18 protein-coding genes are annotated in these 22,014 nt (G+C 33.9%); 11 read left to right on the forward strand and 7 right to left on the reverse strand.

Going from position 1 to position 22,014, the window contains the following annotated elements:
- Positions 1-148 precede the first annotated feature (148 nt).
- The 5 genes from ABD816_RS04755 to dgt all read left to right on the forward strand — a co-directional run bounded on the left by ABD816_RS04755 (position 149) and on the right by dgt (position 6,917).
- Complete coding sequence (locus tag ABD816_RS04755) at positions 149-1,126, forward strand: ribonucleotide-diphosphate reductase subunit beta (RefSeq protein WP_344925196.1); 978 nt, start codon at positions 149-151, stop codon at positions 1,124-1,126.
- Between the two features lie 360 nt (positions 1,127-1,486).
- Positions 1,487-3,952 (forward strand): ribonucleoside-diphosphate reductase subunit alpha, encoded by a 2,466-nt coding sequence (locus ABD816_RS04760; protein ID WP_344925197.1) that lies wholly within the window; start codon positions 1,487-1,489, stop codon positions 3,950-3,952.
- Between the two features lie 359 nt (positions 3,953-4,311).
- Entirely contained in the window at positions 4,312-4,809 is a 498-nt protein-coding gene (locus ABD816_RS04765) for a hypothetical protein (protein WP_344925199.1), read from the forward strand.
- 9 nt (positions 4,810-4,818) lie between these two features.
- Positions 4,819-5,565 (forward strand): CPBP family intramembrane glutamic endopeptidase, encoded by a 747-nt coding sequence (locus ABD816_RS04770; protein ID WP_344925200.1) that lies wholly within the window; start codon positions 4,819-4,821, stop codon positions 5,563-5,565.
- 8 nt (positions 5,566-5,573) lie between these two features.
- Entirely contained in the window at positions 5,574-6,917 is a 1,344-nt protein-coding gene (gene dgt, locus ABD816_RS04775; protein ID WP_344925230.1) for a dGTP triphosphohydrolase, read from the forward strand.
- A 66-nt stretch (positions 6,918-6,983) separates the two neighbouring features.
- Here the strand turns inward: dgt and ABD816_RS04780 are convergent, their stop codons facing one another.
- From ABD816_RS04780 to ABD816_RS04790, 3 genes are read right to left on the reverse strand one after another with little or no spacing between them, the layout of a single operon-like run.
- Positions 6,984-8,756: a 1-deoxy-D-xylulose-5-phosphate synthase gene (locus ABD816_RS04780; RefSeq protein ID WP_344925201.1), complete on the reverse strand. Its 1,773-nt coding sequence runs from the start codon at positions 8,754-8,756 to the stop codon at positions 6,984-6,986.
- Positions 8,757-8,801: 45 nt separating this feature from the next.
- Positions 8,802-9,065 carry an energy transducer TonB gene (locus ABD816_RS04785; RefSeq protein WP_344925202.1) on the reverse strand — a complete coding sequence of 88 codons (264 nt, stop codon included), beginning with the start codon at positions 9,063-9,065 and terminating at the stop codon, positions 8,802-8,804.
- Between the two features lie 3 nt (positions 9,066-9,068).
- On the reverse strand, positions 9,069-9,761 hold the full coding sequence (locus tag ABD816_RS04790; RefSeq protein WP_344925204.1) for a hypothetical protein: 693 nt from the start codon (positions 9,759-9,761) through the stop codon (positions 9,069-9,071).
- 79 nt (positions 9,762-9,840) lie between these two features.
- On the opposite strand from ABD816_RS04790, the gene ABD816_RS04795 reads away from it, so the two are divergent.
- The 3 genes from ABD816_RS04795 to ABD816_RS04805 all read left to right on the forward strand — a co-directional run bounded on the left by ABD816_RS04795 (position 9,841) and on the right by ABD816_RS04805 (position 11,617).
- Positions 9,841-10,290, forward strand: coding sequence for a nucleoside deaminase (locus ABD816_RS04795; protein ID WP_344925205.1), 450 nt, complete (start codon positions 9,841-9,843; stop codon positions 10,288-10,290).
- Positions 10,291-10,373: 83 nt separating this feature from the next.
- Positions 10,374-10,727, forward strand: coding sequence for a hypothetical protein (locus ABD816_RS04800; protein WP_344925206.1), 354 nt, complete (start codon positions 10,374-10,376; stop codon positions 10,725-10,727).
- A gap of 110 nt (positions 10,728-10,837) precedes the next feature.
- Positions 10,838-11,617: a carboxypeptidase-like regulatory domain-containing protein gene (locus tag ABD816_RS04805; RefSeq protein ID WP_344925208.1), complete on the forward strand. Its 780-nt coding sequence runs from the start codon at positions 10,838-10,840 to the stop codon at positions 11,615-11,617.
- Positions 11,618-11,655: 38 nt separating this feature from the next.
- Here the strand turns inward: ABD816_RS04805 and ABD816_RS04810 are convergent, their stop codons facing one another.
- The 4 genes from ABD816_RS04810 to aspS form a co-directional block, all read right to left on the reverse strand.
- Positions 11,656-11,919: a hypothetical protein gene (locus ABD816_RS04810; protein ID WP_344925210.1), complete on the reverse strand. Its 264-nt coding sequence runs from the start codon at positions 11,917-11,919 to the stop codon at positions 11,656-11,658.
- 147 nt (positions 11,920-12,066) lie between these two features.
- On the reverse strand, positions 12,067-13,851 hold the full coding sequence (locus ABD816_RS04815; protein ID WP_344925211.1) for a chloride channel protein: 1,785 nt from the start codon (positions 13,849-13,851) through the stop codon (positions 12,067-12,069).
- 127 nt (positions 13,852-13,978) lie between these two features.
- A complete protein-coding gene (locus ABD816_RS04820) occupies positions 13,979-15,316 on the reverse strand; it encodes a T9SS type A sorting domain-containing protein (RefSeq protein ID WP_344925213.1) in 1,338 nt (445 codons plus the stop codon).
- A gap of 106 nt (positions 15,317-15,422) precedes the next feature.
- Entirely contained in the window at positions 15,423-17,174 is a 1,752-nt protein-coding gene (gene aspS / locus ABD816_RS04825) for an aspartate--tRNA ligase (RefSeq protein WP_344925214.1), read from the reverse strand.
- Between the two features lie 255 nt (positions 17,175-17,429).
- Here aspS and ABD816_RS04830 point away from each other — a divergent pair, with 255 nt between their 5' ends.
- From ABD816_RS04830 to ABD816_RS04840, 3 genes are read left to right on the forward strand one after another with little or no spacing between them, the layout of a single operon-like run.
- Positions 17,430-19,736 (forward strand): SusC/RagA family TonB-linked outer membrane protein, encoded by a 2,307-nt coding sequence (locus tag ABD816_RS04830; protein ID WP_344925216.1) that lies wholly within the window; start codon positions 17,430-17,432, stop codon positions 19,734-19,736.
- On the forward strand, positions 19,714-20,427 hold the full coding sequence (locus ABD816_RS04835) for a SusC/RagA family TonB-linked outer membrane protein (RefSeq protein WP_344925217.1): 714 nt from the start codon (positions 19,714-19,716) through the stop codon (positions 20,425-20,427). The genes ABD816_RS04830 and ABD816_RS04835 overlap by 23 nt, the downstream gene beginning before the upstream one ends.
- 19 nt (positions 20,428-20,446) lie before the next feature.
- Positions 20,447-21,796, forward strand: coding sequence for a RagB/SusD family nutrient uptake outer membrane protein (locus ABD816_RS04840; protein WP_344925218.1), 1,350 nt, complete (start codon positions 20,447-20,449; stop codon positions 21,794-21,796).
- Positions 21,797-22,014: the final 218 nt, after the last annotated feature.

A 22,014-nucleotide genomic window follows, 5' to 3' on the forward strand; every position in this document is an offset into this window, starting at 1 on the left:
GTTGTTTTTTCCGCAGATTATTTGTCGTGTTGAAAACTTTGTTGAAAACGTTTGCTAACTTTTTGTCAATCTTTTCGTTCATTTCTTGATCTTTGTTGAACAGAAAGAGAAAGAGATAAATTCGTATAAATTTTCGAAAAAAATAAAAATGAGCGCAGTGGAACCCATCTTACAAGAAAACAAAGATAGATTTGTAATTTTTCCTATTAAATATCATGATATTTGGGATTGGTACAAGAAATCTGAGGCAAGTTTTTGGACGGCCGAAGAGATTGACTTACATCAAGATATTACAGATTGGGCAACTAAGCTATCAGCAGATGAGCGATATTTTATTAAACATATATTAGCTTTTTTTGCTGCTTCTGATGGGATCGTAAATGAAAATTTAGCAGAAAACTTTATAAATGAAGTGCAGTATTCTGAAGCAAAATTCTTTTATGGCTTTCAGATAATGATGGAAAATATCCATTCAGAGACGTACTCGTTGCTTATAGATACTTATGTAAAAGATGAGAAGGAAAAAAACTTGTTATTTCAAGCTATTGAAAATTTTCCTGCAATTAAGAAAAAAGCAGATTGGGCATTAAAATGGATAGAGTCTGATTCTTTTGCAGAGCGCTTAATTGCATTTGCTGCAGTAGAAGGAATTTTCTTTTCTGGTGCATTTTGTTCTATTTTTTGGTTGAAAAAGCGTGGTTTAATGCCAGGGCTTACATTTTCTAACGAGTTAATTTCTAGAGACGAAGGAGTGCACTGTGATTTTGCTGTTCATTTGCATAATCATCATTTAATACATAAAGTGCCCAAAGATAGAATCCGGGAAATTATTGTAGATGCTCTAAATATAGAGAGAGAATTTGTTACAGAATCTTTACCCGTTAGTTTAATAGGGATGAATGCAAATCTAATGACACAATATTTAGAGTTTGTTACGGATAGGCTACTAGGCGAGCTAGGGTGTGAAAAAGAGTATGGAACTGCTAATCCATTTGATTTTATGGATATGATTTCTTTACAAGGAAAAACTAATTTCTTTGAAAAACGAGTTTCAGAATATCAGAAAGCAGGAGTGCTTAATAAAGATACTGAGGAAAACAAAATAAGTTTTGATGCCGATTTTTAGAAAATTATAAATAGATGCAACTTTCCTAAAAGTGCATATTATTTTAGATATACAATTCTAAAAAGTATTTAAAAACAATAACAATATATTCATTCTGAGCCTACCTGTTGGTAGCATCTGTTTACGAATACAGAAGGCTCAGTCTGATAATGCTTTCTAACAGCATAAGGGGATAGCAAAAGACGAGAGTCATATACGTTTATAGAAGATTACACGAGAGCTAGTAGTAGCAGCGTTTTTGGGCTGCGGGTTTTTGTGGAGATCAAGAATAAACGAATGACTTTTAGAATGTAATAAAAACAATAACACAAGTTAGTATCACTTTTCTTTGAAAGAAGAAGTATTAAAAAATCAAATCGTATGTATGTAATAAAAAGAGATGGGCATAAGGAGCCAATCATGTTTGACAAAATTACCGCCAGAGTAAGAAAATTGTGTTATGGATTAAATGCTTTGGTAGATCCGGTAAAAGTTGCCATGAGAGTGATAGAAGGATTATACGATGGAGTAACTACCAGTGAGCTTGATAATCTAGCGGCAGAAATTGCTGCAACGATGACAATCGCACATCCTGATTATGCTAAATTAGCTGCGCGTATTTCTGTTTCTAACTTGCATAAAAATACAAAAAAGACATTTTCTGAAGTTGTTACTGATTTATATGAATATGTCAACCCTAGAAATGGTAAAAAAGGACCATTGATTGCCGATGATGTATACGATGTCATTATGGCTAATAAAGAAAAACTGGATTCTACGATCATATACAATAGAGATTTTGGGTACGATTACTTTGGTTTTAAAACATTAGAACGTTCTTACCTGCTAAAAATAAATGGTAAAATTGCAGAACGTCCTCAGCATATGTTGATGCGGGTTTCTATTGGGATTCATTTAAATGATCTGGATGCGGCTATAGAAACGTATGAGTTGATGTCTAAAAAATACTTTACACACGCAACCCCTACTTTATTCAATTCAGGAACTCCAAAACCACAAATGTCATCGTGTTTCCTACTATCTATGAAGGATGATAGTATTGACGGGATTTATGATACGTTAAAGCAAACAGCAAAAATTTCACAGTCCGCTGGAGGAATCGGATTGTCTATTCATAATGTAAGAGCAACAGGTTCATATATTGCAGGTACTAATGGAACATCTAATGGTATCGTTCCTATGCTACAGGTATACAATGATACCGCACGATATGTGGATCAGGGTGGAGGAAAGCGTAAAGGGTCATTCGCGATTTATGTAGAGCCATGGCATGCTGATATTTTTGAGTTTTTGGATTTAAAAAAGAATCATGGTAAAGAGGAGATGCGTGCACGTGATTTATTCTATGCGATGTGGATTCCGGATTTATTTATGAAGCGTGTACAGGATGATGCATCCTGGACGTTAATGTGTCCTAATGAATGTCCTGGATTATTTGATATCCATAGTGATGAGTTTGAGGAAGCATATTTGCGTTTTGAGGCAGAAGGAAAAGGAAGGAGAACGATCAAAGCAAGAGAGCTTTGGGAAAAAATATTAGAGTCACAAATAGAAACCGGAACGCCTTATATGTTGTATAAGGATGCTGCAAACCGTAAATCTAATCAACAGAATTTAGGAACTATACGCTCTTCTAATTTATGTACTGAGATTTTAGAATATACAAGCCCTGATGAGGTAGCAGTTTGTAATTTAGCATCTATTGCATTGCCAATGTTTGTAAAGAATGGAGCTTTTGATCATAAAGAGTTATTCAGAATTACAAAACGTGTAACTAAAAACCTAAACAGGGTTATCGATCGTAACTATTACCCGGTAAAAGAAGCTGAAAATTCTAACATGCGTCATCGTCCGGTTGGACTAGGTGTACAAGGATTAGCAGATACGTTTATCCAGTTACGTATGCCATTCACCAGTGATGAAGCAAAAAAACTAAATCAGGAGATTTTTGAAACCTTGTATTTTGCAGCAGTGACAGCTTCTATGGAAGAAGCAAAAGCAGATGGAGCATATCAGACATATGAAGGGTCACCGATTTCCAGAGGAGAGTTTCAGTATAACTTATGGGGAATCAAAGATGAAGAATTAAGCGGACGATGGAATTGGGCAGACCTACGTAAAAAAGTTTTGAAAAATGGAGTGCGTAATTCCTTATTAGTAGCGCCAATGCCAACAGCCTCTACCTCTCAGATTTTAGGAAATAATGAAGCTTTTGAGCCATATACAAGTAATATTTATACCAGACGTGTATTATCAGGAGAGTTTATCGTAGTTAATAAACACTTGTTAGAAGATTTGGTGAAATTAGGTTTATGGAGTGATGATCTTAAAGACGCTATCATGCGTGCTAATGGATCTGTGCAAGATATTGATGTGATTCCTCAGGACTTAAAAGACCTATACAGAACTGTTTGGGAATTAAGTATGAAAGATATTATTGATATGTCTCGTCATAGAGGATATTTTATTGATCAGTCACAGTCCTTAAACTTATTTATGGAAGGTGCTACTATGGCAAAATTGACATCTATGCATTTCTATGCCTGGAAAAGTGGCTTGAAAACCGGAATGTATTACCTAAGAACAAAATCTGCGGTAGATGCGATTAAGTTTACGCTAAAAAGTGAAAATAAAGAAGCACCACAACCAGAAAAAGTAGTAGTTGCAGCTGCACAGGTAATGGAAGCACAATCTGTTGCAAAAACAACGCCAGAACCAGCTCCGGTTTCTGTAGAAGGATCAGCACTTTCTCCAGAAGAATTAAGAGCGATTATCGCACAATCCAAAGAAGCAGAAGGGGATGATTGTTTGATGTGTGGATCTTAGTATGCCTAATTTTGGGAATGTACAAGTATAAAAAATCACTAATATTATTTATTTAGATGTTATTCAATTAAAAATATAATTGGAGTATTAATATGAAAAAGGGAAGTATCTTTTAAAAAGATTACTTCCCTTTTTTTATGAATTGTATAAAACAATAATGCTCTATGCAATTGCATAATAAAATCACTATTTCATTTTATTTTTAAATTCAATCAGTAATAATTAATATCACAAAGGGTAACAAATCCCGTTTATGCAACACTTATATATACAGGGAACGGTATTATTTGTTAATGTTTTCTTAAAATCGAAAGGGTTTTACTATTTTTGAAATCCCTAATTTAATATAACTTACTTACATGGAAGAAATTACTATTCAATCTGCATTGTGTTCACAATGTAACTTCGGAATTACTTTAGAAACTAAATTCTGTACTCATTGTGGTTTTCCTGAGCATGGAGATGAAAAAGAGCAAGCTGTTTTTCATGCTAACAAGGTTATGAAAAAGAGTAAGATTAAAGATGATGCAAAGAAAATCAATTCTGCTCGTAAAACATTGTACTGGATGGCAGGAATCTTTTTTGTTTTTGGGTTGTTTTATTATTTCACCTTACAGGACATTAGTGTTTTACTTGTAAATGTAGTCTTAGCAGTAATTTATTTAGTATTAGCATACTGGTCACAAAAAAAGCCTTTTGCAGCCTTGCTGTCGGCGTTACTTTTGTATCTTACAGTTGTAGCTATGAATGCGATTGCAGAACCTGTTTCTTTATTTCAAGGAATCATTTTTAAAATTCTTATTATCAGTTTCTTAATCAAAGGAATTAATTCTGCCTCCCAAACTGCAAAAAAATAAAGATGATTTATGATTTGTCAAACCTGTAAAACATCATTACCAGCAGAGGTTAATTTTTGTCCAGATTGCGGAATGTCTACAAAAGAAGTTATCCAGATTGATGGAAAGAGTCCGCTTTATCTAATCATTACTTTTTATATTGTAGATCTTATTTTTTTAACAACTATTTATTTTGTGTATCAAAATGGAAGTTCACTCACTACAGAAATTGTTATAGAAATTATAGCAGCATTCATAGCTATTGGATTTGCAAGTGTGGACGCAAAAGCAATTATCAAATTATACCGATTCCCCAAAATTAATGTATTGGCGGTTTTGGCAATGATCATTATTCCTTTAATTACAGGAGTTACAGTATACTATGGGATTGAGATTTTAAATACAACAATTTTTGATGAAAGTAGTAATACATATCTTGGATATGTTATGTATCCTAACCCAATATTCTGGGCCATTTTTTTTACAACGATTACACCTCCGATTTTTGAGGAATTAGTGTACAGAGGATTTTTGTTTAATCAATTACAAAAAATAACCAGTATTCGTGTTACCATTATTCTTACGGCATTCATATTTGCATTAGCTCATTTTTCAATTATATCATTACTATGGATTTTTCCATTTGGTTTACTTTTAGGATATATACGACATAAGTACAAAACTTTATGGTTAGGAATGATAATTCATTTCATACATAACCTGATAGTGTTATCTTTGGACTATTATTATTATGATAATATATTGTTAGATTTCTAATTTTTATGATGAACTGGGAGCAACTATTGTCTTTAAGACGACAGGGAGACACAAATAAAAGATTACGTAAAGAGCAAGATGAAACGCGATTAGGTTTTGAGGTAGATTATGATCGAATCATTTTTTCTTCTGCTTTCAGAAGCTTACAGGATAAAACACAGGTAATACCCTTATCAAAAACCAGTTTTGTACATACTCGACTGACACACAGTCTGGAAGTTTCTGTAGTAGGAAGATCTCTGGGTAGAGTAGTGGGAAAGAAAATACTGGAGAAACACCCACACCTCACCACTATTCATGGCTATCAGTTTAATGATTTTGGAGCTATTGTCGCAGCAGCATCTTTGGCACATGATATAGGTAATCCACCCTTTGGGCACTCAGGAGAGAAGGCAATAGGTGAATATTTTAAAACGGGCAGTGGTGCTTATTTTGCAAAGGATTTAACACCAAAACAATATCAGGATCTCAAAGATTTTGAAGGAAATGCTAATGGATTTAAAATTCTTACAGAATCCAGACAAGGAATAGAAGGAGGATTGAGGCTTTCTTATGCGACCTTAGGTGCTTTTATGAAGTATCCAAAAGAATCCTTACCCAAAAAGCCCACCGCTCATATTTCACATAAAAAGTTTGGGTATTTTCAGAATGAGCAACCTTTCTTTAAAGAAGTAGCAGAGGAAATAGGTCTGATAACTCACACTATAGAAAATGAAACAACCTACAGCCGTCATCCATTATGTTTTCTTGTAGAAGCAGCGGATGATATTTGTTATACAATTATTGATTTTGAAGATGGGATTAATCTGGGATTGATCCAGGAGGAATATGCATTAGAATATTTGATTAAATTAGTAAAGGAGACTATTAATACGAATAAGTATAATATGCTCACCAATACAGCGGATCGATTAAGTTATCTAAGAGCTTTGGCTATAAATACATTAATACAGGAAGCAGCGGATACATTTATAAAAAATGAAGCAACTATTTTATCTGGAGATTTTGATGTAGCCTTAATAGATAAAAGTAAATATCAGGCGCAAATAGATGATATCATTAAGATTAGTGTTGATAAAATATATCAAAGCTCTGAGGTAGTGGAAAAAGAAATTGCAGGGTATGAAATTTTGGCTACCTTATTAAACAAGTACTGCACTGCAATGAATAATTTTAATAGTAATAATGCTTCTAATTATGATCAACTCATTTTAAAAGCAGAAGGAATGAATTTTGACTATAAAAATGAAGACCTGTATACACGTCTAATTAGTATCAGTAATTATGTAGCTAGTCTTACTGACGGGAATGCACTATTAAAATTTCAGAAAATAAGAGGATTACAGGTGTAGTTCCTGATTCAGCCTAATTTTTATAACTCTTTAGTCAGGAATCATTGTGGTATGTATAATGATGTATTAGTTTACGTGCCTCAGGATTGTCTTTTGAATTCCTTCTACAGAAATTCCACATATTTCCTGTAATTCTTCAATAGTTCCGTGATGTATAAATTGATCAGGAACCCCTAGAGTGATTATTTTAGAAGAAAAATTATATTGGTTAGCAAAATCTATAATAGCACTACCAAACCCACCTCTTATGATGCCATCCTCGATGGTGATAATAGTTGCATTATTTTTTAGAATGGATTTGAGTAAGGTATGATCTAAAGGTTTTATAAAACCAAAATGGAAATGGTTTACCTTCTGATTAATTCCCTTTAGCGCTTCAAGAGCGTTAGTAGTCATGCTTCCCGTAGAGACTACAGCAATCTTTGTCTCTTTTTTCGAAAGAATAGAGCCTTTACCGATGGATAGTCTTTCCATTGGAGTTTTCCAATGGATCATAGTACCTCTACCTCTGGGATAACGTATGGCTATGGGATGTTCGAGTCCTAAAGAAGCAGTATATAGAATATTTCGTAGCTCTATCTCATTCGCAGGAGCTGCCACTATCATATTTGGAATACAAGAAAGAAACGCAATATCAAAGACCCCATGATGAGTAGCTCCATCGGCTCCCACTAAACCTGCTCTATCCACACAAAAAATGACCGGAAGATTTTGTAATGCTACATCATGGATAATCTGATCATAAGCACGCTGTAGAAATGTAGAATAAATAGCACAAAATGGAACCAATCCTTGAGTTGCCATTCCTGCGGCTAGCGTAACTGCGTGTTGTTCTGCAATACCTACATCAAAAGCACGATCAGGCATCGCTTCCATCATATATTTTAAAGAACTACCAGTGGGCATTGCAGGAGTAATCCCAACAATTTTTTCATTTTCTTCTGCTAATTCTAAAATAGTGTGCCCAAATACATCTTGAAATTTAGGTGGTTGCTGAATATTTTCCTTTGGGAGAAGGTTTCCTGTGGATGCATCAAATTTACCCGGAGCATGATACGTTACCTGATTTTCTTCCGCTTGTTTTAACCCTTTTCCTTTAGTAGTGATAATGTGTAAAAGTTTAGGCCCTTTAATAGATTTTAATGCTTCTAAGGTTTTGAGCAATGCAGGAAGATCATGCCCGTCAATAGGTCCAAAGTAGGAAAAGTTTAAAGCCTCAATTATATTATCTGTTTTAGGCTTAAAACCTACTTTAGCTTTTGTGAGATATTCTTTTAGGGCACCTACACTAGGGTCAATACCAATAGCGTTGTCATTAAGTATAATGAGCATATTTACATCTGTAACACCAGCATGATTTAATCCTTCGAATGCCATACCGCTGGCGATAGACGCATCTCCTATTACAGCAATATGTTGTTTTGTTGTATCCCCTTTAAGCTTAGAAGCAATTGCCATTCCGAGTGCTGCAGAAATAGAAGTAGAAGAATGTCCAACTCCAAAAGTGTCATAATCACTCTCACTTCGTTTAGGGAATCCACTGATACCGTGTAATTGTCTGTTGGTATGAAATAACTTCTTTCTTCCGGTCAGAATTTTATGAGGATATGCTTGATGTCCTACATCCCAAATCAAAAGATCTTCTGGAGTATTAAAAATATAGTGTAAAGCTATGGTTAGTTCTATCACACCCAGACTAGCTCCCAGATGTCCTTCTTTTGTAGCCACTATATTAATCACAAAATCCCGAAGTTCCTGTGCTACATACGGTAATTGATCAGGTGTCAGTTTACGCAGATCAATCGGGTATTCTATATGTGGTAATAATTCTTCTTGCATTTCTGAAAGTGGTTACACCTGCAAAGCTACAATTTTAGAAAGAAATCAGTCTGATATTTTAAGGACTATTGGTATTTTATATGTGGTACTAACAGCATTATTCTTATGGATGCCAGGTTGCAATTTTGGTATTGCTTCAATGACCCTACGGGTTTCTTTTTCTAATATAGGATGTGGTGTTTTTATATGAATGTTCTCAATCACACCTTCTTCATTGATATCAAAGCTAACAAAAATTCGTTGTCTACCACTAAGACCATCATCCACAGCAGTAGCAGAATTAAATTCATCATGAATGAATTTATTCATTTGTTATTGAAAATTCTCAGGAGTTCTTTGATTTTTTTCAACAAGTATAAACGAAGGAGGAAGTTCTAAAAACACAAATGGTATGGGTTCTTCTGAAGTTTCTGGTTCATAGATAATGTCACCTTGTATATCGAATATTTCAATAGGTTCAGGAGGTGGTATAATTTCAATACCACCATCGATATATTCTTTATATTCCTGTATAACAGGTGGTTTTGGTTTTTTAGGGGTATTGTTAGCGTTATTTTGTTTGTTTTTTTCAGCAGTTTTAGTGCATTTTCTTAGAGTACTATCTATGTTTACTATTTCAGGAACATGTAGTGTTGGGATATCTATAACTTCTATAGTATCAATTTTTTGTTGTTTTCCTTCTGTATTTGTGCAATTGACAAGTGTAGTTCCCATAGCAATTAGAAAAGCTAGTAAAAAAGCTTTTCTAAAAGAATACGATTTGTGTACAATTTGCATTGGTATAGTAAGATGAATTGCGTCAAGCTGTGTTTTTTTGAAATGACCACACATTTTTTTATGCTGGTTTTCTAATAAAAAATTTTGAATGTCTCTAGTAGAGAATTTTGTGAAGTCTACTACTGTTTTTGCGCAAGAACCGCAGAATCGACCTTTTTCATTAGGAGTCATTGTACTCCAATCTTCATGACAAGGTTTAGGAATGGTGATTTTATAGAATTTATTCATAAAATAGAAGTTAGTGCTTATGATCTATCAAGTTTCTTGCCATTTTACTTAAGTTTGTTAATCATTTAAAATTAGAAATATGTTTGATCCATATGATGACGCTCATTTTATGAGAAAAGCATTACAGGAAGCTGAAGCTGCATATGATAAGGGTGAAATTCCTATTGGTGCGATTATCACGGTAGGAGATCGTGTGATTGCCAGAGCTCATAACCTCACTGAGTTATTAAATGACGTTACAGCACATGCAGAGATGCAAGCGATTACAGCCGCTGCTAATTTTCTGGGAGGTAAATATTTAAAAGAATGTACCCTATACGTAACCATTGAGCCTTGCCAGATGTGTGCAGGAGCTTTATTCTGGAGCCAGATAGATAAAATTGTATATGGTGCCAGAGATGAACAACGTGGATGTATTACTATGGGCACTAAATTGCATCCTAAGACTAAAATGACGGGAGGCGTTTTAGCGAAAGAATGTAGTGAAATTCTAAAGCGTTTTTTTGTTGAAAAACGTAATCTTAACTGATTTGAGCATTAAAATATTATAAGAAAATAATTTATAAGAGGATCATTGAATTCGTCTGATAGTAGTTAATTAAGAATTTATATATGGAAAATTATGTTCCCAGAGTTAGCACATTACTTTTTGTACTAATTATTGGTTTATTATTTAGTAGTGTTGCTGTTTTTTTTAAGTACGGTGCTTTTTTGTTCCTGGATGCTAAAGAAATTGCTGAATTTCAAATTGGAACAAATATGCTATTTATTATTGGTTCAATAGTGACGGGAATGTTTAATCTGTTTATCGCTATTTGGTTATGTTTACAAGCAAATAAGAAAGGTCAAAATATTTTTGTTTGGTTTTTATTTGGATTGTTTTTTGGAATAATAGGGATTATTTTGTTTTACTTAATCGTTTTGATAGAAGAAATCAAAATTCTCAATGCTAATTATCCAAAGTAACCTTCTATTCTAGCTATAAAAAGAGCCTCCCCTTTTTAATGCGTAATTTATAAGATGTAGTCTGCAACGGAAAGAATTGCATTTCGTCTTTAAGACGTTAGCTTCAACAAATGCAGAAAAAAATTACACTCTTTTTATTAATAGGTAGTACTTTTTTAGGTTTTACTCAGGAAACCCAGATGCTCAAAGGTCACATTATTGCAGATACATTACCCTTAGAATTTATTAATATTGTAAATAGTACGCTTGGAATTGGTACGATTAACAATAAATCAGGATATTTTGAGATAAAAGCGCGAGTGGGGGATACTATAGCATTTTCTTCAGTTCAATTTCAATTAGAAACTTATGTAGTACGTCAAAAAGATTTAAACGAGGGAAATTTAGAAGTCTATCTACAACCTTCTGTAAATGAATTAGAAGAAGTTCATATTTCTCAATACTCCCTTTCTGGAAATATTCAGAAAGACTTAATGACTATACCACGAGAGGAGTATCATTTTTCTCTATGGACTGCAACAGAACTTAAAAAAATGGGAGTAACCAGACCTGATGATAGTCAATCGCCAGTGATAAACTCGGCGATCCCTTCTTCTAATCTAGCCTCAGTTTCTGTGGATTTAGAAAAGTTAATTGATCTATTTTCAGGGGCTTTTAAAAAGAGGAAGAAAGAAGTTGAAAAAGGAATTCATGTTACGGACTTTTATAATGAGACATTTTTTACAAATCAATTAAATATTCCCGAAACTGAATTTTATAATTTCATTGATTATTTACAAGAAGAAACTGGCATTAAATTTATGCTACAAAGAGGAAACGGATTAAGAATTTTGGAATTCCTGATGCATCAGGTACCTAAATTTAAGGAGAAATATAATATTACAGAATAATCAACACATCAATTAAGGAAGGACACAGCAGTAATACCTTAATTTTTTTTGTTTTTTGTTTCTTTTTCCTGATTAAAATCTCTCATTTTCTTTAGATTTTCCTCTGTTAACATATAGTCTTTAACTTTCCTGTCTTTCCATCGATGATAAATGAATATCGGCATTAAGATAAAAGAAGCAGCTAAAATTCCTACACCTACTAATTTATCACCAAATACGTGATCCCCTGTATTTTTGTAATAGTAACCAATGCTTACAAGAATAACAATTGCAATAAATAATATTCTGATGATATATTTCATATATTTTAGTCTTAATAATAATTAGAACCCTATCCAGCAGTAGGGTAAGTGTGTTTTAATCTTTTAAAATATTCTGTTATAGATTTTATACTAGATAAGTTTGTAAAAAAGCTAATCAACTTTACCTGAAATTGAACCTGTATAAAGCTAACGTGTAAAATTAATCAACTTTCTTCTATATGCGGTGAGTAATTTTGATTTTGAAATGAAACCATAGTATTTTTCATTTTTAATGACTGGTAGGTTCCAGGCACCAGTATCCTGAAACTTTCGCATAGCACTATTTGCATTATCCTGCTCATAATCGATATAGGTAATTACTGGTGTCATTAGCATATCTACCGTAGTGGTATGATATAATGAGTTATCAAACATGATTTCTCTAATAGTGTTCAGAGAAACAATACCGATAAGTACATTAGATGAATCAATAACCGGAAAAATATTTCGGTTGGATTTTGCTACGGCTTCACTTAATAAATGTTTCAATGTGTGATCAGGCTGTACAGTAATAAAATTAGTTTCTATACAACCTTCCAGATTCATAAGTGTTAATACTGTTTGATCTTTATCGTGGGTCAATAGGTGGCCTTTTTCTGCAAGCTCTTGTGTATAAATAGTGTGTTCTATCTTATTTTTAGAAATAATAAAAGAAATTGCTGTTGTAATCATAAGAGGAACAAAGAGTTCATAACTGGTAGTAATTTCGGCAATGAGAAATATAGACGTTAATGGTGCGTGTAATACTCCCGCGATCAAACCTGCCATTCCGAGTAAGGTGAAGTTCGCTTCAGAAACCTGAAAACCAATTCCCAGGTTATTAATGATTTTAGAGACTACAGTTCCCAGAGCACTACCCATGACCATAGTAGGAATAAAGATACCTCCGTTTCCTCCAGCGGCAAGGGTGGTAGTCATTGCAATTGCTTTAAAGACAGTAATTCCTGCTATTAATGCAATGACAATCCATATATTATTGATGTGTTCATCAAAGGGCGTTTTTCCTAAAGCAGTTAGATGATCTCCCCTTAATAAATTGTTTATAAATCCTAAACCCTCTCCATAGAGAGGAGGTATAAAATAAAGCATAATACCTATAGCTATTCCGCCAATTACTAATTTTTGTAAAGCTGTAGAAAACCTATTAAAGAATCGCTGAATAATAAAATACATTTTAGTAAAATAGATGGATGCTATGGCAGTGGCTATACCTAGAATTATATAGAATGGTGTATCCATAATGTCAAATTTTTCAATAACTTCAAATCTGAACAAGACTTCATCTCCAAGGAAAAAATAAGAGGTAATAATAGAAGATACAGAGGCAAGTAATAGAGGTAATAAAGAAGCTAATGTAAGATCTAAGCTAAAAACTTCTACTGCAAAAACCAATCCTGCTAATGGAGATTTGAAAACAGCTGCGATAGCTCCTGCAGCAGCACACCCAATAAATAACACCCGGTTTTTACTGTTTACATGAAACAGTGTACTAATACTAGAACTTAACGCCGCACCAGAAGCTACAGCAGGACCTAGTAACCCTACAGATCCTCCAAAACCTACAGTAATAGGCGCCGTTATTAATGGAAAATAAATTTTAACTTGTTTAATAAGACCATTTTTTCTGGATAAAGAAGAAAGGATAGAAGAAATTGCGTGTTCTACTTCTCGTTTAAAAATATATTTTGAAATAAAATGGACGAGTAATAATCCTATAATGGGCAGAATAAAATAAAAGCTGGTTTGTATGGATATAATATCACTTTTTAACGCTGATTGAATGATATGAGTACAATTTTTAAGCAATACTGAAACCAAACCGGATAAAAATCCTATCAGTATACTTAGAATAAGGATAAAGTTTTTATTAGAAATATGTCGATAACGCCATATCAGGAATTTATGAAGTCTCGTCTTCTTTTTAATTGACATTTAACAAGTAAATGATGTTAATAAGGTGTGGTTACTCACCAATATACCTTTGATATATTTAAATATTAAAGGTAGTAAAAAATACGGTTTAGAATACGCTGAGGTTGAGAGTATAATTAATACACTACTATTGTATCGTAAATTTATGAGTTATAAAATCAGTATTTGTTTTGATACCTAAGAGATAGATACCAGATTCAAAAGCAGAAACATCTATTTCTGTGTTGGGATTATGAATCGTTACTGCTTTTCCGGTAATATCATAAATAGAGGTGTCAATGATAGAAGCATTTTCTGATTGCATACGTAATAGCTTAGTTTCTGTATCCACATAAAAAGAAATAGCGTTATTATGTTCGAATTCTGATGTAGAAAGTAATTCAAGAGAAGTAGTTGCTACAAATCTGTTACCATTTCCGTTAACAAAGTCCCCGGCAGTAATAGGTTCGTTATCACTGGCTATTGAGATTGTTCTTATGATGTTGGTTGCACCCAGAGAAGGATCACTATAATATTCTGACCAGTTGGTTCCATCAAATTGTGCAACATAGTACCTTCCAGCACCGTTTCGCAACTCACCCCCTATATAGATATTATCATTAGTGTCTTTTTTAAGGACAAAAATAGGGCTTGTTTGGTTTAGTGAATTATCGCCACCTACTTCTGACCAACTAGTACCATTATAAGTAGCAACAAAATTTCGACTATTTGTATTAAATAAATTTCCGGCTGTAAAGATAGTATCGCTGTCGTCAATGAGTATAGACTGTAACGAGTTAGACCCGACACTGGCTATTGTAATATTTAATTCTGACCAGGAAGTACCATCATATTTAGAAATATATGTGTTCGAGAAATTATTTAAAAAGTTTCCTACTACATACAGGTTGTTTAAAGAATCAAATGCCATGTCATTGATGTTAGGTCCGGTTTCATCAAAAGAATCCGTCCCACCTACTTCAGACCAATTACTACCATTATATCTAGCAACATACAGAACTCCATTGGAGTTGGTGAAGTCTCCGGCAGTGTAAATATTACCAGTATTATCGATAGCAATAGTATTGATGTCACCATTAGCTTGTAGTGAATTATTTCCTCCCAATTCGCTCCAACTGGTTCCGTTATATACCGCAACAAATTGATTGTTTTCGCTATTTCGGAAGGTGCCACCTACATATAAGTTTCCACTATGATAGGTCATTGCTGTAATGGATCTACCAGCTTCAAAATATGTAGAATTACCTAGTGTTGACCAGGTTGTTCCGTCATACTTAGCAACATAGGGTCTATTCGTTGTATTTGTGAATTCCCCAGCGGCATATACATTGCCACTTTGATCAATAGTAGTTGTTAGTACGTCTCCATTTGCTTGTAAAGAGTTAGTTCCTCCAAGTTCTGACCATTGTCCAAAGCTATTTACTGTGATCAAAAATCCTGTAAATAATAAAATTATTTTCCTCATAACATTTTGGAGTTGAGAAGGTTCGTATAAAAAATGTGTACAAAAGTAAACAAATTTGGTAAGGTGAAAAAATTCCTTTACGGTTTAACCTTTTTTATAACTATTCTTAATCAAGTGTTAGTTTTATTTTTAATTCTTTGAGTTGCACCGCGTCAATGGTTGCTGGTGCATCAATCATCACATCACGTCCGCTATTATTTTTAGGGAATGCTATAAAATCTCTGATAGTTTCCTGACCACCCAGAATAGCGACTAATCGATCTAGCCCAAAAGCGATACCTCCGTGTGGTGGCGCACCATATTGAAAAGCGTCAAGCAAGAAACCAAATTGAGCGTTGGCTTCTTCCGGTGTAAACCCTAAATGATCAAACATTAATGCCTGGGTTTCCTTATCGTGAATACGAATAGAGCCTCCTCCGATTTCATTACCGTTTAATACCAGATCATATGCATTAGCTCGTACATCTCCCGGTTTACTATCTAATAAAGCTATATCTTCTGGTTTAGGAGATGTAAATGGATGATGCATTGCGTGATAACGTTCTGTATCTTCATCCCATTCTAATAATGGAAAATCAACTACCCAAAGTGGTGCAAATTCTTCAGGATTTCTTAGACCTAGCCTTTCTGCCAGTTCCATTCGCAATGCACTTAATTGGGCTCTTACTTTATTAGTAGCTCCAGAAAGTATACAAATTAAGTCTCCTGCTTTTGCTCCGGTTTTCTCTGCCCATGCAGACAAGTCTTGCTGATCATAGAATTTATCTACAGAGGATTTAAAGCTTCCATCATCATTACAACGAGCATAAATCATACCTAATGCACCTACTTGTGGGCGTTTTACCCAATCAATTAGCTTGTCAATTTCTTTTCTGGTATATGCCGCACCACCTGGTACAGCAATTCCAATCACTAACTCTGCATCATTAAAAACTTTAAATTCTTTATGTTGTGTCAATGCATTAAGTTCTGCAAATTTCATCCCAAAACGGATATCCGGTTTGTCATTTCCATACGTTCGCATTGCTTCATCATAGGTCATTCTTGGGAAATCGGTGATGTCGATCCCTTTAATATCTTTGATCAGATGTTTTGTCAATCCTTCAAAAACGTTTAAGATGTCTTCTTGTTCTACAAACGCCATTTCGCAATCTATCTGAGTAAATTCTGGTTGTCTGTCTGCTCTAAGGTCTTCATCTCTAAAGCATTTTACAATCTGAAAGTATTTATCCATTCCACCTACCATCAATAACTGCTTAAATGTTTGTGGCGATTGTGGTAATGCATAGAATTGTCCTTCATTCATTCGCGAAGGGACTACAAAATCTCTTGCACCTTCTGGAGTGGATTTGATTAAATAAGGAGTTTCTACTTCTATAAAACCTTCCTGAGATAAGTAAGTACGGACTTGCATAGCTACTTGATGTCTAAAGATCAGGTTATTTTTTACCGGATTACGACGAATATCAAGATAACGATATTTCATACGGATATCTTCACCATCTTTTGTCTGATCCTCAATCATAATAGGTGGAGCCAATGACTCATTAAGCACCGTTAATTCGTTTACCAGAATCTCAATATCACCAGTAGGCATATTGGGGTTTTTGGACTCACGCTCTATAACAGTTCCTTTAACCTGTATCACAAACTCTCTTCCTAATGTTTTAGCTTTTTCAACCATTGCTATAGGTGTTCGCTCTTCGTCAAACATAAGTTGTGTTATCCCATAACGGTCTCTCAAATCTACCCAGATCATGAATCCTTTATCACGTGATTTTTGCACCCAACCTGCCAGGGTAACTTCTTTATTAATGTCTGATGTGGTTAATTCACCACAAGAATGGCTTCTATACATAGCTTTTTTGCTTAGGGCTGCAAAAATAAGAAGATTTACTATAAATCAGATCTAGTTTCAATAAAAATGAAGCTTTAGCATGAATAAGATAGTGTATTAATTTTAAGATAAATATAAATATACTTTGGGAAATTTTTTTGGATCTAATTCCGGTGAGAAGGGGCTGAAACACTAACATTTGTTAGTTTTTAACATTTTTTTATGAAAGTATTTCAATAGATTTATAGCTATTATTAACACAAATTCAAATAAATTATGAAAAAAAAATCACAAATTAGCAAGGGGTTTTTGCTATTCTTGTTTCTATTTCCAGTCGTAGTTTTCTCTCAGGAAACTATTTTTGGTACGGTAGTCAATCAAGATACAGGAGAGGGGATTCCTTTTATCAATGTTATTGAAGATGGCACTAATAATGGAACTGCCTCTGATATTGATGGTAATTTTAGTATTAATGTCAGTTCGTTACCAGTAACATTAAAGGTGTTTGCCATTGGTTTTACGGAGAAGTTAGTTCCTGTATCCAATGCAGGAGAAATTAAGATTCAGGTAAAGGAATCGTTGGAGTCTCTGGATGAAGTAGTGGTAACAGGGTTAGCTACCTCAGTAAAGAGAAGTAATGCTGCAAATGCAGTTTCTACGGTTTCTTCTGAGGATTTAGCTGGATTAACACCTCCTCAAACATTAGATGGCGCGTTAGCTGGAAAATTTGCAGGAGCTTTGATTACTAAAAGTTCTGGGGCTCCGGGAGGAGGTATCTCGGTAAAATTAAGAGGGGTTACTTCTATTAATGGTAATTCTCAACCTTTATATATTGTTGATGGAGTATATGTGAATAATAATAGTATATCTGGAGCGGGTTTAAACGCAGTTTCGGGAGCAGCGGCAGGAGGTAATGCCTCTAGTCAAGATAATCCTTCAAACAGGATCGCTGATATTAATCCAGATGATATAGAAAGTGTAGAAATATTAAAAGGTGCGTCTGCGGCTGCCATATATGGAGCCAGAGCTGCCGCCGGGGTGGTTATTATTACTACTAAAAAAGGAAAAAGAGGCCAAACTAAAATATCTTTTAAGCAAGATATTGGATTTAATAGCATTCTTAGACCTAGGGGACAAAGAACATTTACAGCAGAAAGAGCTGAATCTTCCTTTGGAGCTGGCGAGGGACAAGCTTTTTTAGATGCACAAGCAGCGGGGACACTAATTGATTATGAAGATGAAGTTTATGGAGAAAAAGGATTTATTACAAATACTAGTGTGAATGTGTCTGGAGGTTCAGAGAATACACTGTTTTATGCCGCTTTTTCTAATAACGAAGAAGATGGAATAGTAAAAAATACTGGATATGATAGAAAATCTATTCGTTTTAATTTAGATCATGATTTCTTTGATAGAAGGGCAAAATTATCATTAACAACGAATTATGTGAATTCTAAGGCCGATAGAGGTTTCTTTAACAATGATAATACGGGTACAACAATTGGGGTTGCACTTACATCCACGCCACCTTGGGCCGATTTACGACCTAATGATATCGGTGTTTATCCAGATAATCCATATGGTGCTTCAAATCCTTTACAAACGAGGGATTTAATAACAAATAGAGAAGACGTGAACAGATTTATTGTAGGTAGTACCTTAGATCTTGATTTATATGAAAACGATAAGTCTAATTTAAAATTAGTTTTACGAGGAGGGGTTGATTATTATAATTTAGTAACAACTGCTTTTTTTCCAAAATTATTACAATTTCAAAACTTAAATAATGGTGGAGTAAACGGATTGTCTGCGTTAGGAACAACAGAAAATAAAGATGCTAATTATTCTGCCTTTTTAGTTCATAATTATACAACTACTAACAATCTGAATTTCACAACTCAAGCTGGTATTACGAAACAAACATTTTTTAGAAATACGGTAAGAAATATCACTACAGATTTAATCGCTTTTGAAACAAATTTAGATCAGGGGGCAAATGTAAGTGTAACTCAGTTTAGACAAGAACAAGAGGATCAAGGGTTTTTTATTCAAGAAGAATTAAATTATCAAGACAAAATTATCGGTACTCTGGGAGTAAGAGGTGATAAATCAAGTAATAATGGGGATGCAAACGAATTATTTTATTATCCAAAAGCATCTGCAGCAATAAACTTTCATAATTTTGAATTTTGGAAAACTGAGATAGTTAATCAGTTCAAGATTAGAGCAGCATATGGAGAGGCAGGTAATTTTGCTCCTAATGGTGCCTTATTTACAACGTATACTAATACCTTGATAGATGGTGTTGCTGGTATAATTGCTCCCGCAATCTTAGGAAATTCAAATATATTACCTGAAAGGCAAAAAGAGTTTGAAATCGGTTTTGATGCGAGTTTTCTTAATAAAAGAATTGGCCTAGAGTTTTCATATTATAATAAAACAGTAGATGATTTAATTTTACAAGCAAATATAGAACCTTCTTCAGGATTTACAACTGAATTCTCTAATGCAGGTAACCTTTCAAATAGAGGAGTAGAAGTAGCTTTAAATGCTAGTATTATTGAAAAAGAAAATTTTACTTGAAAAAGAAAATTTTACTTGGAGTACTAACCTTATCTATTTTACCAATGAGTCTGAGATCACTAAATTAGAAGTAGATGCATTTAATCTTGGTGGGTTCGGAGCAGGTTTAGGAACTTTTAGAATAGAAGAAGGAAAAAGTGCTACACAGATTGTCGGTACTAATGCAGACGGAAATTTGGTAGCCTTGGGTGATTCTGCACCTGATTTTCAGATGACTTGGAGTAATAATATAAATTATAAAGCTTTTTCGTTATCGTTTTTATGGCACTGGAAACAAGGAGGTGATAATATTAATTTAACTAATTTATTAACAGATTTTGGAGGAACCAGTCCTGATTATGATGATATTGATCTTGATCCTGCGGGAGTAACACCAAATGGACCTTTTAGAATTGGAGCATTCAGGTCTTCAAATGCTACACCATTTGTAGAAGATGCTTCTTATCTGCGTTTAAGGGAGATTGGTCTATATTATAACCTACCTGATAGAATACTTAAACAAGCTTTTGGAAAGTATGTTTCAAATGTTAAATTTGGATTTTCAGGGAATAATTTAATCAACATATTTGATTATAATAGTTATGATCCAGAAGTATCTAATTTTGGTTCTAATGGTTTGTCGACAGGGGTTGAAGTTACACCATTTCCTTCTTCAAAGAGATATTTATTTCACTTAGCTGTTGAATTTTAAAATAATAAATAATAAGAAAATGAAAATAATAAAAATATTGTTAATAGGTATTCTATCATTATCAATATCCTGTGATATTGAGGATGGAAAAGATTTAAATGGTCCGAGCACAGAATCTGTATCTAGTGATTTGTCCAGAGGAGAACTTAGAGAAGTTATAGCAGGTATACTATCTGATATGAGAGTGCAATTAGGGACACAAATCGATGCGCAATCGGTAGCAGGTCGTGAATATTGGCGAGTAGCAAGTTCTGATCCAAGATGGACAGCGGATTTATTGACAGGAAGAATAGATGACAACACATTTTACACAACTAATCCTTATGCTGCACGTTATGCAACAATTAAAGATATTAATTTATTGCTAGAAGGTTTAGCTAATACTACTGAAACGTTTACAAATGAAGAGATTGCAGGAATACGTGGTTTTGCAAATACTTTTAAAGCTCACGAATTATTAATGGTATTAAACCAACAATTTGAAAATGGGATAAGAGTTGATGTTTCTGATCCTCAAAATTTAGGTCCATTCTTAAATTATGAAGATTCTTTGAGTGCCATTTATGAATTGCTGACAAGTGCTGATACTGATTTAACTAATGCCGGTGATAGTTTTGCTTTTTCTCTCACATCAGGTTTCAGTCAAGTTAGCCTTTTAGAGTTAAATAATGCTTTAGCTGCAAGAGTGGAAGCATATCGAGGAAACTATACTTCAGTACTTACACATCTAGAAAAATCCTTTATGAATATGAATGGAGATCTTTCGACAGGTGCTTACTTCACATTTTCTCTTACTGGAGCGGATATTCCTAATCCATTATTTTTTGCATTAAATTCTACAATTGCTAATGCAAGACTTGCACATCCATCTTTTATTGATGATGCTGAATTTGGTGATAACCGGTTGAATAAAGTTGTGTTTAGAGAATTGCTTAATGATGAGACAAATGTTATGGAACCTAATGCTTTAGAAGTTAATGGACTTGATGAGGATAGTACGGATGATGATTTATTCGGTGAATATGACGTGTTTATTTATGATAGCAATGTTGCATCTGTACCTATTATAAGAAATGAAGAATTAATTTTATTGTCCGCAGAGGCAAATCATATAACAGATCCTGCTGCTTCTGTAGTGGCTATTGATGTAATTAGAACAGCTGCAGGATTGCCGGCATATACTGGAGGGACAAGTCCAGCAGAATTAGTTGACGAAATTCTCAACCAAAGAAGGTATTCTCTATTCGCAGAAGGTGGTCACAGATGGATTGACTTAAGGAGGTTTGATAGGTTGGATGAATTGCCAATTGATCGACCCGGAGATGGTTTATTTGAACAATTTCCTACTCCAGCAAATGAAAATAGATAGTTTAATTTTTTAAGACAATCAAAAATGAGGCTGTCTAAAAAGTAATTTAGGCAGTCTTTTTATTTTGTATATTTTCAGATTTTAATTGTTAATTGTAAATTTTAGCGAAGATTTATGGGATTTTATAAAAGCAAGTTAGCTTTTATAAGGCTAAACTTACCTTTTTAAGGTTGTGTGCCATAGCAATCAGTCCCATTTCAGTTTCTACTTTTTCAATG

Source organism: Aquimarina addita (assembly GCF_039539305.1).
Lineage (GTDB): Bacteria > Bacteroidota > Bacteroidia > Flavobacteriales > Flavobacteriaceae > Aquimarina > Aquimarina addita.

What these genes read in the sequence shown, in the direction of transcription:
- ABD816_RS04755 (WP_344925196.1), top strand. Translation starts at nt 149, where the DNA reads ATGAGCGCAGTGGAACCCATCTTACAAGAAAACAAAGATAGATTTGTA.
- ABD816_RS04760 (WP_344925197.1), top strand. Translation starts at nt 1,487, where the DNA reads ATGTATGTAATAAAAAGAGATGGGCATAAGGAGCCAATCATGTTTGAC.
- ABD816_RS04765 (WP_344925199.1), top strand. Translation starts at nt 4,312, where the DNA reads ATGGAAGAAATTACTATTCAATCTGCATTGTGTTCACAATGTAACTTC.
- ABD816_RS04770 (WP_344925200.1), top strand. Translation starts at nt 4,819, where the DNA reads ATGATTTGTCAAACCTGTAAAACATCATTACCAGCAGAGGTTAATTTT.
- dgt (WP_344925230.1), top strand. Translation starts at nt 5,574, where the DNA reads ATGAACTGGGAGCAACTATTGTCTTTAAGACGACAGGGAGACACAAAT.
- ABD816_RS04780 (WP_344925201.1), bottom strand. Translation starts at nt 8,756, where the DNA reads ATGCAAGAAGAATTATTACCACATATAGAATACCCGATTGATCTGCGT.
- ABD816_RS04785 (WP_344925202.1), bottom strand. Translation starts at nt 9,065, where the DNA reads ATGAATAAATTCATTCATGATGAATTTAATTCTGCTACTGCTGTGGAT.
- ABD816_RS04790 (WP_344925204.1), bottom strand. Translation starts at nt 9,761, where the DNA reads ATGAATAAATTCTATAAAATCACCATTCCTAAACCTTGTCATGAAGAT.
- ABD816_RS04795 (WP_344925205.1), top strand. Translation starts at nt 9,841, where the DNA reads ATGTTTGATCCATATGATGACGCTCATTTTATGAGAAAAGCATTACAG.
- ABD816_RS04800 (WP_344925206.1), top strand. Translation starts at nt 10,374, where the DNA reads ATGGAAAATTATGTTCCCAGAGTTAGCACATTACTTTTTGTACTAATT.
- ABD816_RS04805 (WP_344925208.1), top strand. Translation starts at nt 10,838, where the DNA reads ATGCAGAAAAAAATTACACTCTTTTTATTAATAGGTAGTACTTTTTTA.
- ABD816_RS04810 (WP_344925210.1), bottom strand. Translation starts at nt 11,919, where the DNA reads ATGAAATATATCATCAGAATATTATTTATTGCAATTGTTATTCTTGTA.
- ABD816_RS04815 (WP_344925211.1), bottom strand. Translation starts at nt 13,851, where the DNA reads ATGTCAATTAAAAAGAAGACGAGACTTCATAAATTCCTGATATGGCGT.
- ABD816_RS04820 (WP_344925213.1), bottom strand. Translation starts at nt 15,316, where the DNA reads ATGAGGAAAATAATTTTATTATTTACAGGATTTTTGATCACAGTAAAT.
- aspS (WP_344925214.1), bottom strand. Translation starts at nt 17,174, where the DNA reads ATGTATAGAAGCCATTCTTGTGGTGAATTAACCACATCAGACATTAAT.
- ABD816_RS04830 (WP_344925216.1), top strand. Translation starts at nt 17,430, where the DNA reads ATGAAAAAAAAATCACAAATTAGCAAGGGGTTTTTGCTATTCTTGTTT.
- ABD816_RS04840 (WP_344925218.1), top strand. Translation starts at nt 20,447, where the DNA reads ATGAAAATAATAAAAATATTGTTAATAGGTATTCTATCATTATCAATA.